Raw genomic sequence first — 15,753 nt, forward strand, 5'->3', positions numbered from 1 at the left:
GGAAGCGGCGTCACCGTGACTCCTCGAGCACTTTGTCAGCGCGCCATTTGAGTTCGGCGGCCGCCTCTTCTGCCGTCTGAACGCCGTTCAATACACCTGCCAGCGCGTTTTCGATGTGTTCCCGCACCTCCTGCCATCCGGGAACGTTAGGTTCGCAACGCGCAAAGGAAAGACAATCGAACGGGGCTTTGTTGTAAGTCCATTCGTTCCAGAACGCCAACATGCGGGGATCCTGCGCCGCCGACTTGCGTATGGGCAAGTACCCGGTTCCCAAAGCCCAGCGCACAGTGATTTCAGGCGACGTGAAATACTTGGTAAACTCCCACGCGATGCGTTCCTGCTCCGGCGTCGTTTGAAAAATGTTGATATTGGGGCCGTACAAGACCGTTTGGGGGCGCTCGGGGTCCGCCTGAGGAATAACCGCCATGCCCCAGGCGCCGGGTTCGACTAGCGTAGCCGTATAGGTCCGGTGCGAACTCGAGCGGAAGAAAAAAGCCACCTTGTCTTGGGCGAAATCAGCTCGGTCGTCGTAGCGATGCGCCAGAATCTGGTAGGCCAGCCCCTCCTTGCCAAGCGTCTCGTACAGTTTCAGTACAGCGAGGGCTTCGGGTGAATCGAGGAGGCTTTTGCCGTCCGCATACACGTCTCCTCCCATGCTGTACACCATTCCGTCGAATGTGGAGGCGTCCACGGCCACCGCGTAGGCGCGTTTCCCGGCCCGTTCCTTGATCTGGCGGCATTGTGCCAGAAACTCATCCCATGTTCTGGGGGGCTGCTCAAGGCCTGCCGCCGCAAGGACGCGTTTGTTGAAATACAGCATGAGCACGGATTTGCAGAATGGGAACGAATACATGCCGTTCTCAAGAGTGGGATACCGGTTCGTTTCGAGCACGACCGGGAAGAAGTCGTCGAGTTCTTTCTCGCTTAGCCCGATTTCCGGATCCGCTATGAACGGGTCGAGTGGCAGCACGGCGCCTGCCTGGGCGTAGACCGTAGTCATGCTCTGGTACCCCACCGCCATGGCGGGCACCGTTCTGGCCTGGATGCTGGTCACGAGCTTGCGAAAAATCTCGGGATATCCACCGACATAATCGGCCTTGACCGGGATCCCCTCGCGTCCTTGATTGAACTCGGCAATGATGCCATCAAGCAAGTCGCGATTCTCATCCGTCTGGCGATCCCAGAACAAGGCAGCGTTGGGATCGATGGGGCGAAACTCCCGGGAACCTCCGCAACCGCATGCACACAGAAGCCCGGCCAGACCGGCGGCGAGCACCCTTGTGAGCCGATATTTCCTGCCTCTCATCCCTTGATTCCCGCGCTGATGGCACTCTCGAGAAAGTAGCGTTGTGCCGCGAAGTATAGCGCCAGCGTCGGGAGAATCACAACGGCCGCCGCACACATCAGCATATTCAGGCGAACACCCTCGTCCGATGAAAACAAGGTAAGACCCACCTGTACCACCCGCATCTTGTCGCTGTCTGTTACCACCAGGGGCCACATGAGCGAATTGTAGCTCCCGAGGAACGCAAACAGCCCCACGGTGACGGCGGCGGGCTTGACCAGCGGCGTGGCTATCCACAACAGAAAACGCAAATGGCCGCAGCCGTCCACTTTGGCCGCGTCGAAAAACTCCGCGGGCAGCCCCATGAACGCCTGCCGCAGCAGGAATATCGAGAAGGCGTTGGCGCACCAAGGCACGATCAGCGCCAAGTAGGTGTCTTTCCAGCCCAGCGCGTTGATCAGCATGAAATTCGGGATGAGCGTCACTTCAAAGGGGACCATCATGGTCGCCAGAACAAGGCTGAAGAGCAGGTTCCGTCCCGGAAACTCGAGCCGGGCGAAAGCATACCCCGCAACCGTCGCGGTGACGATAACAGCCGCTGTAACGGAGAATGCCACCAGAAACGAGTTGTAGAAGTAGGTTCCGAATTGCGGCGCTTCGCGAAACATCACCACGAAATTTCCCCACATGGGGCGCTCGGGGAAAATGTCGAGACCGGCGGCAAGCGCCTCCGTTTCACTCTTCAGGGCGGTGGCGATCATCCAAACGAAGGGAAAGGCCGTCACCAGCGCACCGGCCGTCAACAGGGCGTATGTCGCCGCTTTTCGCATCATTCGTAGTGGACCCGCCTTCCCGCCACGCGCCACTGGACCGCCGTCATCACGACGATGCCGATAGCAAGCAGGGTGGCCACCGCCGCACCGTATCCAATGCGCCCGAATTCATAGAAGTTGGCGTAGATGTACACGGTCAGGTTTTGGGTAGTGTTCTGCGGGCCTCTCCCGTTGCCGGTCATGGCATAGAAGCTGTTGAACGCCTGAAACGCCTTGATGGTGCTCACCACAAGAAGGAAAAAGAGCGTTGGCGACAGGATAGGCAAGGTCACGGCGCGCGTGGCCTGCCACCATCCTGCCCCGTCGATGCGCGCCGCATCCTCGAGGTCGCGAGGGATAGCCGTAAGGCCGGCAAGAAATATCACCACCATAAACCCGCTCGAGTGCCAGATCTCGAACAGCATAATGCAGCACAGGGCGAGACTGGGGCCGACGTCTGCGCCAATGCGGCCATTGCTGATCACCCATAGCACTCCGCGCGATTCAAGAAGCCACGCTTGAGGCTCCCACCCAAGCCACTCGAGCATCGCGTTCACGGGGCCATCCTGAGGATGCAACAAGGCGGCCCACACGGTCGCGGCAGCTACCACGGCGGTGATGTACGGCAAGAAATACACGGTGCGGAAGAATCCGCGGCCGCGCCCAATGCGGAAAAGCAGCGAGGCGATGAGAAAACTCACGACCATGGTGACGGGAATGGTGCCGATAACGTAGTAGACGGTCACAAGGAGGCTCTTCCAGAAATCGGGCTCGGTCAATGCACGCGTGTAGTTGTCAAGGGCGATAAAGGGCCGCGGCGCACGTTTGAAATTGAATAAGCTGAGGTAAACGGCATAGAAAAGCGGCGCAATGCCGAAGGTCCCGAGAATCACGAGCACCGGAGAAAGAAGAAACAGGGCTAACGGCGTATCGCGCCACCGTTTGCCTCGAACGCCCTCGAAGAAACCGTCCATCCATGCGAGGACTTGGTCAAAACCTCGGATCAATGGCCTGTGCAGGGCCGCGAGCACCCCCACGCCAACGCCCGTCAGCAAAATTCGTGTCCACACCGTGCGAAATCCCTCAGTCCGGCGCGCACAACGCACGCCGAACCAATGCGAACTAACCTACGGGGTACGCCGCCATGATGTCAACATGCCGCGCGCGCGCTGAGGATGGTTTCGGTTCCCGTTGCGACGTGGCCGTTTTAGCCGCACAGGCCTGGAACCTCAATCGAGCATGCGACCCGTGGGAGCGGGCCACATGACCGGCGAGGGTGCCACTCCCACAACGTCGGTCCCACAACTGGGACAGGTCCTACGGCCAAGGCGCTTCCCGTCGGCGAATTTCGAGCCTGGTCTATCGTGTGCGACCGGAACGCAGCAATGGCTCGAGAATGTCCAGAGAACGCTCGATGGCCCCTTGATTGGCCAGGACAGCGGCACGACCCTTGCCGCCCAGACGAGCGCGCGCCTCCGGCTCGGTGAGAAGGCCTGCAAGCGTTTCCTGCAACCCGCCGGCGTCAACTTGCATCGCGCCCCCGCTTTCCAGAAGCGCCTTCGCGGGATCGATGAAGTTGCGCATATACGGGCCAAACACCGTGGGAATGCCCAGGGCGGCGGACTCGAGTGGATTGTGACCCTCGACTCCCGGATAGAAGCTTCCTCCGATAACCGCAACGGCCGCCATGGCATAAAACGCCGCCAGCTCCCCCATCACGTCGACAACAACGATGCGCTCTCCGGCGGGCGCGCGCCCTGCTTGCGTTTCGGAACGCAGCAGATACGGTTCGTCGAAAGCCGCACAGACATCGTGCACCCGTTCGAGATGGCGCGGCGCAACTACCAGGCAAAGGTCAGGAAAACGCGCGCGCAAGCCGGCCCAACACGTCGCGGCAAGCGTCTCGTCGCCTGTGCGCAGACTCCCAAAAACCACAACGGGGCGCCCGGGGAGAATGCCTGTCTGTTGCCGGAGGGCGTCTATCTGCGCCTCAGGGAACGCTGTCCGCACTCCGTCGAACTTGGTGTTTCCCGTGACATGAACGATTGACTCGCCGGCGCCCAACACGCGTATCCGCGCGGCATATTCCTCGTTTTGAGCGCATGCGGCGGAAAGCGCGGCGAAGATGGGCCGCCAGAATCGGGCTATGCGTTTGTAGCGGGTGAAATGTTTGTCGCTGATGCGTCCGTTTAGAAGGGCAACGGGTATCTTGCGCGCGCGGGCGATGCGAACCGCATTGGGCCACACCTCTGTCTCAAGCAGAACGAGAATACGAGGCGCCAGCCGGTCCAGGAAACGGCTGACCGACACGCGATGGTCGAAGGGAAACCAGGCAGTGGGAGTTCCCCCGGCGATGGCGTGGGCCTGCCGCCATCCGGACATCGTTGATGTCGTGAGAAGGAGCGGCGTATCGGGCCATCGCACGGCCATAGCCTCCAAGATAGGCCGCGCCGCGTTGACTTCCCCCATGCTGCACGCTTGCAGCCAGATCGGATGGTTCCCCAGACTTTCGGGAACGCGGGGAGCGAACCGCCGCAACAAGGGCCTGTACTTCGGGCAAGCGGCAAGATATACAGCGCCCGGGGCGGCGGCAAGCGTCGTCAAGACATCGTATGCAACGTGCGACAACATGAGACCCTGCGTAACACGGGCGGCCGCTGGCCTCGTGCCAGTTCGGCCGCCCGAAATCTGTAACCGGATTGTGCCGCGACTATCAGCTCGCAGGCTCGAAATACCGTGCCCCCGTCGGGTCCATAATGTCCACCGTAACGAAAATCAGCAGGCTGTTTTGGGACACCTGACGCGATTTCCCGCGGAAGAAGAAACCCAGCAGCGGAATATCGGCGAGATAAGGAAGACGTTCGTCTCCTTTCTGGGTCCGATCCGAAATCATGCCGCCCAACACAAGCGTATCCCCGTCATGCACGAGAACGTTGGTGTAGATTTCCTGTGTGGAAATCTGCGGGTAGTTTGTTGTCAGCTGGGTTTCCTGGCCGTCTTCATACGACGTGGTCGTATAGGTATCCTCGCCGACGTACGTGTCCACGTAAGGATTCAGCCACAGCCGCACAAGATCGGTACCGCACACCTGCGGAGTCACCGTCAGCGTGATGCCGAATTCATAGGTCTCGGGATAGATGTCCGTGCTCGTGAACGTCCGCCCCGTGCTGTAGAGTCCGCCTCCCTCTATATATTCCGTGATCCGTTCGGCATCGGTGATAAAAGTCCGCGATGTATAGTCGCGGATAACCGCGCGGCGCCGGCTCAGGGTCGTAATCTTGGGCGCGCTCAACAATTCCGTCTCACTCAGGCTGTCAAGAAAGTCGAATGTGACGCTCAACTCGTCGCCATCCGCATTGTCCGTAATCGTGCCGGTGAAATTGAAGCTGCCAGGAGGCCCCGGATTGGCCAAGGCATTCAGCAACCCCTGGGTGATGGTGTTGTTGATAACATTGGTCCCGTCGGGCCGCGTATAGAACGGAATGCTTTCCAGCACGCCGTCGCCATTTATGTCGTAATCGTAGGTCGTGTCTTCCAGGTCGTCGATGGAGCGTGTACGGCCGTTCTGATCCGAAGTGCTGAGATCCCACTCGAATCCGACCTTATCAAGGTCGGAAACGCTGACGGTCGCGAACTTGGCCTCAATCGAGACCTGCTTGGGCATAATATCGATCTGTTCGAGTTGGTCTTCGAGCAGATCGAGATTGCTGGTCGTATTCCGGGCCACCAACTGGTTGGTGGTTGGGTTGTAAATCATGTACGACAGCACGACGTCGGTTTGCGGCTCGATCACGGGAGGAACCATGTACTGGAGCATGGAAATGATGTTAGGGGCGCCCTCCAAAACCTCCACGCCGCCAGCAGCGGTTATTCCTTCACCTTGCGCACCTTCAGCACCGACAGCGGCGCCAGCCGCGCCAGCCGCTGCAGCCCCGCCGCGTCTAGCACCGGTTGTTGTTGTCGCGCCCACCCCTGTGAACCCAAGGATGATGGGCATCTCGGTATAACTCATATAACCGCCGCCGTAACCGCCGCCGCCATAACCGCCGCCCCCGCCGCCGCCGTAACGGCTGCTGCCGTAACGGCCTGCACCGCCGCCATAACCGCCGCCGCCGCGCCTGCCGCCGCCGCCGCCATACCGGCCGCCACCGCCACCATAGCCGCCGCCGCGCCCGCCGCCGCGCCTGCCGCCGCCGTAACCGCCGCCGCCGTAGGCCATGTCCGCAAAAGAGACCGGCTCTTCTTTAAGGCTGTAATAGCCACCACCGCCATAGCGGCCGCCGCCGCCGCGCCCGCCGCGCCCGCCGCGCATACCGCCGCCGCGCCCGCCGCGCATGCCGCCGCCGCCATAGCCGCCGCCGCCGTAACCGCCGCCGCGCCCGCCGCGCCCGCCCATGCCGCCGCCGTAACCGCCGCCGCCGTAACCGCCGCCGCCGTAGGGAGGCGGATCGATGTCAAGGTTCTCAGCACCAGCATTGATAAGCTCGTAATAGCGCGTCTCGAGTTTCTCGAAAGACTCGTTGCGGATCTTCTCCGGCGTGCTTATCCAGATAAAGTTCTCTTGCACCTCGAAAGCGAGGTTCAGTGAGCGCAGAAGGGCATTGAGGGCATCGCGCAAGCTGACGTCACGAAGATTGATATACGGCACGATGCCGTCGGTCACGGTTTCGTCTTCTTCTTGTTGTTGTACGGTTGTGGCCGGACCATACGGAGCGGTTGCTGCCGTCACGCCGGTGGGGCTGATCGCCCCACGCAAGCCGGTGGTCGTCTCCACATCGCCGCGACGGGCCGTTTGTCCCCTGCCCCTTGCTGCGGGAGGCTGTACGGCGCCATAGTAGGGGACGGCGCCATACGTGCCGGGCATGCCGGTCGTGGGCGCTCCGTAGGTTGTCGGCGCCGGAAGAGTATCTTGCGGCGGCTTGACAACGCGTGTATCCACGACGATGTTAATGGCCACGTATTCGGAAATGAACTCGATGATACGGTCGATATGCTCGCCTTCGAACTCGATCGAGACGGGGTTGTCCAGAGCGTCTTCGATCGCTGATGCCTTCGTCTCGACGACTTCAGGCTCTTCCTCGGTAACGTCGACGGGCACCTTGAACGGCTTGATGCCGCCTCCATCGGCTCCCTCGGGCAGGTTCTTCAGCCTTTCGACGTGTTCACGCCGCCGCTCAGCGTCGATTTCATTTTGTTTTTCGGCTTCTACTCGCCGGTTCTCGTACATGCCGACGGTGGCCTTTTGGAGCATTTCCTGAGCTTGGCGATGTTTAGGCTGGATGAGCAAGACCTCTTCATACCGTTTGACGGCCTCTTCATAGAGCTGATTCTCCATGTAGAATTGGGCTTCGTCCATGAGGTCCCGCGCGCGGCGAGTCTTGATTTCCTCGACGCTCAGCAACGTCTCCGCGCCCTCGGCAGGCTGGGCCTCTGACGGCCCCGGCGTGAGCGTCTCGACTTTGGGAACCGCATTCGGGTCGACGCCGGCGGCTTCGAGATTGAGCTTCGCCTCGCACTTCTGGGCCATTTGTCGCGCGAGCTCGAAATCTTCCTTCAACGCGAGGGCGCGTTCGAAGCTCTCGAGCGCTTCGCGGTACAGCCCCTGGTTGTACAGGGACACGCCTTCGCGATAGTGAAGTTGCTCGGGAGGAACGGTGGTTTGGTCGCCTTCCCCGGCCGTCGCAGCCGAAGGAACCGCGGGCGCCTCGACAACCTCCACGTCTCCGGCCTGCACTTCGGCTTTCGCCGCCTCGCCGCCAGCGTCAGCGTTGGCGCTTCCGGCCTGTGCGAATGCACCCGTGCACACCCACATTAACGCCAGACACACCCAGACCCATGTGGCGGCACTCATTCGCACGGCATCTTGCCGCTGCTTTTGCGTTTCCATTGCGCTCGCTTCCTCCCGCTAGAGTTCGCTAGATTATAGAACAACCCTTCCGGAGACTCAACGCGCCAAACTATACGTGAAAGACCGGCCGTGCTGCTCCGAAAAAATCTCTACCGTACCTGCTTCCGGATCGATGGACATCAGTTGATACGTCTCGAACTGTTCCCCTTCCGCATACCATTTACGGGTACGTGTCAGTATGTAGGCTCTGTACGTCCCGCTTTTCCACTCCTTAATATCCAGCAGCGTCAAGTTAGGCCGTTCCTGGCCGGTCGTCGGGCCGGTCCCGCTCGTGCTTGAAGCACTGAACGGATTGTCTTTCACAAGGGCATTAAAGGCTACCGGCGCCGGCGGCAGAGGATTGGCCGGAGGCATCGGGGGCCGCCCCTTATCCGCGGTCCATTCCTCGGGAAGGCTATTGGGATCAGCTATGCGCTTGGGCGGCATATGCTGTTTAAACTCCAAGGGCGCGTCTGCAGGATCCATGGTTCGCTGCGCGGTCTGGGCGCCGCTCTCCCGAAGCGTCCTGAGCCTTCCTTGCGGGCCCGTTCCTCCCCCCTCGAGGTCTTCACCTTCGCCTTCGACCGCGTCTTCGCCTTCAACCGCGCCTTCAGCTTCGCCCTCTTCGTCGGTTTCGCCCTCTTCCTCACCTAATCCCGGGCCTAATCCCGGTGTTCCCGGTTGTGATAGTGCTCCGCCCGGCGCGCCCGGCATCCGTGTCGCAGTCGTGGGATGTTTAGCGCGCTCACGAGCGGCTGCGGCGGCCTCCTCTTCCAAGGTTGTCGGGTTCATTACGGCATAGATGCGGTACACAAGGAACACAACCAGAATGGCCAGCACAAGCCGTTCCTTGTTTGCCCACGCCCAATCGCCGATTTTTCGAATGATTTCCACGCTTTACCCTGTCGTTTTCCCGTCTACCTTGCCCTGGTGAAGCGGCCCTGGGGCCGGTCAGAAGGGCAGATACCTCTTCCGGAACCGTTCCCACCATGTGGGCGGTCGTCTTCGGAACCTGTCTTCCATCTCTTCCTCTGATAACGGCCGCTCGCGGAGCATGCGCAAGAACTCTTCTTGCTGATTGCTGCGCGCATCCGCCTCGGCCAGGATAGCCTCGGGATTCTGTTGTTCGAGGGGCTTATACGTCGCCTGCGTGACAACCATCTGCACAAACAGAGGCGGATCGGTCCCCCCCAACAGGTCTTCATTCACAATACTGTAATAATCGATGCTCGCGTAGCGCTGGCGCGAGCTGATATCATCGATGAACTCCGCCAGTTTGCCCATTTTGATCACGAAGGAATATCCGACCGAGACGGCCGTAATACGCGCGGCAGGTTCGCGCGGCGGCCACATGTACATCGCATTGATCGCAATGGGATCGTACTCGAGGAGGAGCCGGATCATGGAACAGCCGATGGCAATCTCCCGGAGATAGTACTCCACCTCCTGCTTGGTCATTGCGGTGTTTTCGATCTGCGTGGTAGGCACATCGAAGTTCAAGGGAGGGAGGGTCAATCCCTTCTCGAGAGCCTCGGCGGTCAATTCCTCGAGCATGGCCTGGTATTGTTCGGCGTAATGGAATTTCGGCAAGGTATTCGTGGGGACCTCTTCGTAAACGATACGCCCCAGCCCGAACAATTCGCCGCGTGTTTCTATGGTATTGTACCAAGGCGTCAATTGAAGCGTCCACGCGGAAACCACGTCCTCGGGCACATAGCCGCCGTACCGTTCCTCCAATTCCTGGAGCTTGGCGCTGTACCCCATATACGTTTTCTTCTTCTCATCGAGCAACGCGGCCGTCGGCTTCAAATAGAACTGATAACCGCTGCCGATCACGGCCAACAGCAGGATGCCCGCGCCGATGAATATGACGTGTTCTTTCTTCATCAGCGGCTCCCTTCGTCTTCGTCTTCTTCACTGCTAGAACGGCCCAGACCGCGCAACCCCGCGCCCGGGGCAAAACCGCCTGGGACAAAACCGCTCGGTGTCCCCATGGTGCCGCTGCCGACCCGCCCCGCGCTGCCCACTTCCGTCGCCTGCAGGGGGGCGCCGCTTATCTGCGCAAGCATAACGAACGAGACCACGGTCTGGCTCCCTGCCACGGCCGCGGGCAACCCGGCTATCCCTCTTCCAAGCATGGCGGCGCTCACCTGGTTCACGCTGCGCTCGTCCAGGTACACCTCCACAAACTCGTCGCGCTCCTTCAAATCCGCCAAATAATCAAGTACCACGCCTTGGTCGGCGGCATACCCATGGATCTCGATTCCGTTGGGCAAAGACATACGGTCCACGATGGGCGCGTTGGGGTCCAGGCTGACATTCGCAGGCACCGGTCCTCCGGAATCGTCATCCCTTCTTCGGCTTTGGCCGCCCCCGGAGCGCCTTGGCTGCACGCTGCCGGTCACGCGCCTCGAGCTCGTCTCCTGGTCCCTTGCCTGTTCCCATGTGATGCCCGCAAATCCGGAACTCATGAGGCGCCGGACGAGCACTTCGTCAGCGTTGGCGCCCTCCTCGTCGTCGCGGGCCGCGGCGCGGGCCGCGGCCTGCCTCCGCCGGTCGCGGGCCGCCATGCCGCTCGTCAATCCACCCTGGGACCGGGTCGCAGTGGCGCCCATTCCCGTGCGCTCGCCCATGCCGGCTCGCGCCGTGGTGGTGGTCTCATCGATGAAGAGGGTCGTTGTGAAAACCTGGGTGAACCAGATCGGCTGCTTCTGCCGGGTATCGTTCAATGCGTTGAGATAAACCAGCCAGCGCTTGCGCCGGTCATAGAAGTTATCGATGCTGTCGATTCCGTTCTTGATCACGCGGATATAGCTTTGAGCCACGCTCAGCTTGTCGTCGAACTGGCATCGCGCACTGGGATCATCCACGAGTTTCGGGTCGTATTTTCCGATAACGTCGCGCGCCATATCCGTGTGTTTCTCGACTTCTTGGATCTTGTTCCGCATATCGGGGATGATCGTGGCGAAAATGGCCAGCACCACGGCCAGCGACGCCGCCCAATACAGGTATTGCTGTTTGCGGCGCGCCCCCTCGATAATTCGAGGCGGAATCAGGTTGACGCTGATCGGCACCTGGGCGCAGTTGCGCAACGCCAGTCCCAGGACAACGGCGGACTGTTCAGGATGTTCGTTTACGGATTGCGCGGCCGGGGTGATGGCGAGGCCCGTCAACGGTTGCGCGATGCGGACTTCCATATTCAATTGGCGCTGAAGATACGGAATGATGTTGCGCAGGCAGGCGCCTCCGCCCGTGATTACCACGCGCGACACCGGGCCGCCTCCAGGCTGCGAACGAAAATACGCGAAGGAACGGTTGATTTCCGTTACCAGACGGTTCAGCACCTGCCCGATAACTTCGCCGCCTTTGCCGTCGCGCTGGGGGTCTCCGGTGGGGGCAAAGCCGCGCTGACATTTCAGGCGTTCGGCCTCCTCGAAACTGATGCCAAAGGTGTTGCTAATCGCGCTGGTGACGTCGTTGCCGCCGAGATTCAGGCTGCGCGTAAACCGGAACTGCCCCTCGCGCTCGATGACGATGTCGCTGGTGCTTGCCCCCAAATCAATCATGGCGACGCATTCGCCCTTGACGCCGAACTCGCCCGTGGTCTTGAGCCAGTTGTACTCCGCGATGGGGCTGACGTCGATCACGCCGATGGCACGCTTCACCTTCTTGATGATGTCCAGGCGCTTGTCGACGACGTCCACTTTGATGGCGGCCATCAGGACTTCGTAGCCGCCAGCCTCGGTGCGCGACAGAATCTGATAATCGAGGGCGATCTGGTCTAATGAAAACGGGATCTGTTGCTGGATTTCGTAGCGGACGATCTGCGAAACCTTGTGCTCGGGGACCGGGGGAAGGGCGCGCGTCCGCGTGAATACCGATTGGCCGGGTACGCCAAAAACCGTTCTTCGCGCGCGGATCTTGGCTTCCTTCAACATCTCGTTGATGACTTCAACGATGCGTTCCTGGCGTTCGGGTTCGGGAGCCGACGGGAGGACACCAAGGTCCCGCTGCATGTATCGTGTCAGCTGAAAGCCAGTCTTCGTCCTGGTGAGCTCACACAGACGCACAGCACTGGACCCGATGTCCAGCACCAACCGTTTTTTCAGCCGCGAGCCTTTCAAGGAAGCCATTCGTTACAATCCGCCCTCTTTCGATTCACTGGCGGAAGCGCCGGCAACACAAAGGCCTTCCCGTTCCAGCACACAACCCGCCTCTTGCGCCGCCCGTGAAGGGGCGAATTTTGTGCCCCCTCATACTTGGCGAGACGCCATAAACCCTTACAAAGTATTGTAATAAACGGAACCGGATGTGTCAAGAATTAAATAAGCCTTGGCAATTGATTTCTGAGCAGCGGCTGGCCCTAGCGCCGGCCCCGTTTGTTCCACACGTCGATATCCATGACGCATCGGAAACCATACTCCTCGCGCGCCACATCCATCCGGTCGAAATGGCGCCTGGCACACCTCAAATCAAACGGTTCACTCTTGTACGAGCCGCCTCGCAGCACCTTGTAGATCTGCCCATATTCCTTGGTCACGTCCAGGTTGCCCGGATAGGCCTCATACCAGCTCGAGGTCCATTCCAGGGCATTTCCAGCCATGTCAGCGCAGCCATAGGGCGAATTGCCCCCAGGATACTGCCCGACCTCGCGCAGTTCAAGTGTGCCTGACGAGCCGGAATTACACAAGTGGCGGCCGAAATCTTCGCCCCAGGGGTAGGCCCTGCCGTCGGTTCCCCGGGCAGCTTTTTCCCACTCGAGTTCGGTCGGCAATCGCTTACCAATGGCCGCGGCATAGGCCGTGGCCAATTGGAAGGTAATGCCCGAGACCGGGAAATTCTCCTTCCCCTCCGGGAACGTGTGTCCCGGGACCACGGCCTTATACTGTTCGTTGGTCACTTCATACTTATCAATGAAAAAAGCCCCGAGATTCTCTTCGCGGCGGGGACGCTCATCGGGCGCGGCATTGTTTACGCCGCACACGAAGGGTCCGGCCGCGACAAGCACCATGCCGGGGGGCGCCTCGCCGACGTTCAGCTCGAAATGGACCGTCTGTGAGTCGTTGGGCCCGAGAATGATGGACCTCTCCGCCTCGACAAACCCTTTCACCTTCAACCCGACCACGTAGGTTCCCGGACGCAAGGTGAAAACGGACGGCGTTACGGAATCCTGAAGTTTCTTATTCAGAAGGATTTGCGCACGTTCGGGTTCGGAGGTCACCTCGAGGCGGGCAGGTTTGGGAGTCAACTTATGACTCACGGCGGTCAGCAGGTCTTCATGCACCATCACCGTATTCGCAAAGGGTTCATAATCCTCGAGTTGCAACGTGTACGCGATCTCGCCCACGGGCATTGACCGGCGCAGGATGGGTGTGGTGCCCAATTCCGTGCCATCGCCAAGGACCACTTTGGCCTTATCCGGTTGCGAGTCAATGCTGAACCAGCCCGTTCGGGCCTGCATCTCGATGACCACGCGCGCCTCGGCGCTGCGGGCAGGCACCACGGCATTGGTCATGGTATCGCGATACCCTTCCTTGGACAGCTGGATGAGGACGCGTCCGGGGGGCAGCCCCTCGATGGTCAAGGGAGTTTGCCCGCGCGGTTCCCCGTTGATAATCACGTAGACGCCGCTGACCGGGGTGGATTCAATGATGAGTTTTCCCCCGTGTTTTCCGCCGGTGCATCCACAGAGAAGCACAAGCAGCAATGCTGCTGCCGCAACACCCCGCTTCGCCAGCGGGGTACGTATGCTCTGCAGATGCCCGTTCATCCGCGCGCCCCCAACCTTGCGATCCCGGTTCGCGGCTACCCGTGCGCAACAATACGTGTCCGCGACGCTGCAAACACGTCCACATCGCGCCGCCCCGACGAAAGCAGCGCTAACTTGTCTGTAGGGTGCCGTCACGTACTTCCTTATACCATTAAAGCGCATCCGGACACATTCCGCAAGTCTTTGCGTCTGGAAGGTTAGCATACGCCCCGGCAGAACGTTGCAGACAAGACCCAAGAGGGTTGTTCGGCGGCTGGCCTGTCCCCCGCTGCTGCCCGTTTGCCAACCCCTTCACACCCTTCTCACGTTCACACGTTCTCGTCCCCCGCTGTGGCGGGGTCTCCTGACCCAGCCACTCTTTCGACCGGCAGGTCTCCAACATCCGGAAGAGATAGTGCCGCGAGGATGTGTGTGTACGCGCGTGTGCCGGTCTGCCGCTCTGCCGGTCTGCCGCTCGAACCGGTGCGCAGCCCTGGCGGGCTGCGGCGGTTCAGTGGCCGGCTGGGAAACCGGCCCTCCGCTGCGCGGGTAAGGGTCTGGCGGCTCATGTGGGTTGGGCAGATGTCCGTGCACGTTTCCTGGGAGGCGCGCGCCCAGGGACGCGCAAGGTTCGCGGGAGCGCTCGTCCCGGAGGAGGCGCGGAACACGAAGCGCCGCACAAAACGGCGGCGCTGGAACTCTTGGCGGCCGTCACCCGGGCGCGCCTCGTTGCGCGGCACGTGTGACGGCCGCCGATAGAGCTTATTCTTCTCTCAGGATGATCTGCTGTTTGCCTCGCTGGCGCTCGCGTTGCAGGTAGCCGCCCACGGTATCCGAGGTGTCGCGCACTACCTTGAACTGCACGCTCGCCGGAGTATTGTCGATGCGTTCGCCGTCATCCCGGGCGTGGTTGCCGTTTGCATCCCAGAAGGCCTGCGCGGTCAGCACATACGTCACCGAGTTCTGGCCAGGAGGCATATAGTCCAAGAACGGGTCGGCATCCGCAACCACATTCCACGGAAGCTGCAGCGTCTGGGTCTGGCCTGACGCTGTATAGTAAACCCACGGTCCAGCTGGATCTGGATCCGGAATTACGCCCTGATACAAAACGCCGCCGTCGCGCTGGAGGCTCCACTGCACGGCGATATCCTCGCCCTCGAGGCCGGGCGGAAGCGTGACGCCGATGGTGAACAGGCCTTCCACCCGCGGATCAGGAGTGTCAGGGTGCAACGCCACCATAGCCGCGGGACCGAAGCTCACGTCGCCATCCGCCTTATTGAGAGTTTGATACGCGTCCGGCGCATCTCCGTTATGCCACAGCTCGTGGGTGAGGGTGGTGTCGATCTCGCCGCCGCCGAGGTAGAACCGCACCCAGTTTCTCCGGTCGCGGCTTCCGGTGGGAGTGACCAGACCGCTTGCATCGAGCGTCAGATCGCCGGCCGGCCAGACCTCGTAGTTGCCGGCTTCGTCGACGCCGACCACGACGAGGAGGAACCAGTTTTCGGCGAGGCCGGCAGCGCGCAGCGTCTCGGCCAGACCGGGCGCCACATCGGCCAGTTGGGTGTCAGTGGTCCACGTGCTCCAATCGGTATAGGGCGTGTAGGTGCCGTCGATGAAATCGCTGTACCACAAGCGCCACAAGAACCGCGGCATTGCGTCTATATCTTGTGCCTCGGGGTCTTCCGTTGTGGGCCGGTCGAGGTACCAGTAGAACGGCAGCACGCTGATTTCCTCGCCGTCGATGTCGGGCAACAGAGTGGTCTCGGCCCGGGTCATCCACCACACGTGGAGCGTGTTGAGCGCGTCGCCGTCGTTGCGGGTCATTCTGGTCACATTGCCCGCCAGGTCCACCGCGGCAAAGCGCATGCCCATGTGCATGGCATCGCCCGTCGAGACCTTCGCATAGTCGAGGCCGGGAGTGCCGCCGTCACTGAAGGTCCATCGGGAGACCACCACGTCGTTCGCATAATCGACGGTTTGCGTGGGCAAATCGCGGTCAAACCCCGGATTGCCGAATGGC

Annotated in this window: 10 protein-coding genes; all 10 read right to left on the reverse strand. The window is 60.9% G+C overall.

What is annotated here, in order from left to right; genetic code table 11:
• Positions 1-10: 10 nt before the first annotated feature.
• Positions 11-1,306: an ABC transporter substrate-binding protein gene (locus tag PLJ71_09615; GenBank protein HQM48936.1), complete on the reverse strand. Its 1,296-nt coding sequence runs from the start codon at positions 1,304-1,306 to the stop codon at positions 11-13.
• A complete protein-coding gene (locus PLJ71_09620) occupies positions 1,303-2,118 on the reverse strand; it encodes a carbohydrate ABC transporter permease (GenBank protein HQM48937.1) in 816 nt (271 codons plus the stop codon). Before PLJ71_09620 ends, PLJ71_09615 begins: the two co-directional genes overlap by 4 nt.
• Positions 2,115-3,167 carry a sugar ABC transporter permease gene (locus PLJ71_09625; GenBank protein HQM48938.1) on the reverse strand — a complete coding sequence of 351 codons (1,053 nt, stop codon included), beginning with the start codon at positions 3,165-3,167 and terminating at the stop codon, positions 2,115-2,117. The genes PLJ71_09620 and PLJ71_09625 overlap by 4 nt, the downstream gene beginning before the upstream one ends.
• Positions 3,168-3,456: 289 nt before the next feature.
• A complete protein-coding gene (locus PLJ71_09630) occupies positions 3,457-4,728 on the reverse strand; it encodes a glycosyltransferase N-terminal domain-containing protein (protein ID HQM48939.1) in 1,272 nt (423 codons plus the stop codon).
• A gap of 82 nt (positions 4,729-4,810) precedes the next feature.
• Positions 4,811-7,984 (reverse strand): tetratricopeptide repeat protein, encoded by a 3,174-nt coding sequence (locus PLJ71_09635; GenBank protein HQM48940.1) that lies wholly within the window; start codon positions 7,982-7,984, stop codon positions 4,811-4,813.
• 57 nt (positions 7,985-8,041) lie between these two features.
• Complete coding sequence (locus PLJ71_09640) at positions 8,042-8,878, reverse strand: hypothetical protein (GenBank protein HQM48941.1); 837 nt, start codon at positions 8,876-8,878, stop codon at positions 8,042-8,044.
• A gap of 57 nt (positions 8,879-8,935) precedes the next feature.
• Positions 8,936-9,871 carry a hypothetical protein gene (locus PLJ71_09645; GenBank protein ID HQM48942.1) on the reverse strand — a complete coding sequence of 312 codons (936 nt, stop codon included), beginning with the start codon at positions 9,869-9,871 and terminating at the stop codon, positions 8,936-8,938.
• Positions 9,871-12,117 (reverse strand): type IV pilus assembly protein PilM, encoded by a 2,247-nt coding sequence (pilM, locus tag PLJ71_09650; protein HQM48943.1) that lies wholly within the window; start codon positions 12,115-12,117, stop codon positions 9,871-9,873. Before pilM ends, PLJ71_09645 begins: the two co-directional genes overlap by 1 nt.
• A gap of 230 nt (positions 12,118-12,347) precedes the next feature.
• Positions 12,348-13,754: an SUMF1/EgtB/PvdO family nonheme iron enzyme gene (locus PLJ71_09655; GenBank protein ID HQM48944.1), complete on the reverse strand. Its 1,407-nt coding sequence runs from the start codon at positions 13,752-13,754 to the stop codon at positions 12,348-12,350.
• A gap of 741 nt (positions 13,755-14,495) precedes the next feature.
• A partial coding sequence (locus PLJ71_09660; protein ID HQM48945.1) for a hypothetical protein occupies positions 14,496-15,753 on the reverse strand: 1,258 nt, incomplete at its 5' end.

The sequence above is a fragment of the Candidatus Hydrogenedentota bacterium genome, assembly GCA_035416745.1.
GTDB lineage: Bacteria > Hydrogenedentota > Hydrogenedentia > Hydrogenedentales > SLHB01 > UBA2224.

Excerpts from the sequence above, each read along its gene's own strand:
- PLJ71_09615 (HQM48936.1), bottom strand. The coding sequence starts at position 1,306 with ATGAGAGGCAGGAAATATCGGCTCACAAGGGTGCTCGCCGCCGGTCTG.
- PLJ71_09620 (HQM48937.1), bottom strand. The coding sequence starts at position 2,118 with ATGATGCGAAAAGCGGCGACATACGCCCTGTTGACGGCCGGTGCGCTG.
- PLJ71_09630 (HQM48939.1), bottom strand. The coding sequence starts at position 4,728 with ATGTTGTCGCACGTTGCATACGATGTCTTGACGACGCTTGCCGCCGCC.
- PLJ71_09635 (HQM48940.1), bottom strand. The coding sequence starts at position 7,984 with ATGGAAACGCAAAAGCAGCGGCAAGATGCCGTGCGAATGAGTGCCGCC.
- PLJ71_09645 (HQM48942.1), bottom strand. The coding sequence starts at position 9,871 with ATGAAGAAAGAACACGTCATATTCATCGGCGCGGGCATCCTGCTGTTG.
- pilM (HQM48943.1), bottom strand. The coding sequence starts at position 12,117 with ATGGCTTCCTTGAAAGGCTCGCGGCTGAAAAAACGGTTGGTGCTGGAC.
- PLJ71_09655 (HQM48944.1), bottom strand. The coding sequence starts at position 13,754 with ATGAACGGGCATCTGCAGAGCATACGTACCCCGCTGGCGAAGCGGGGT.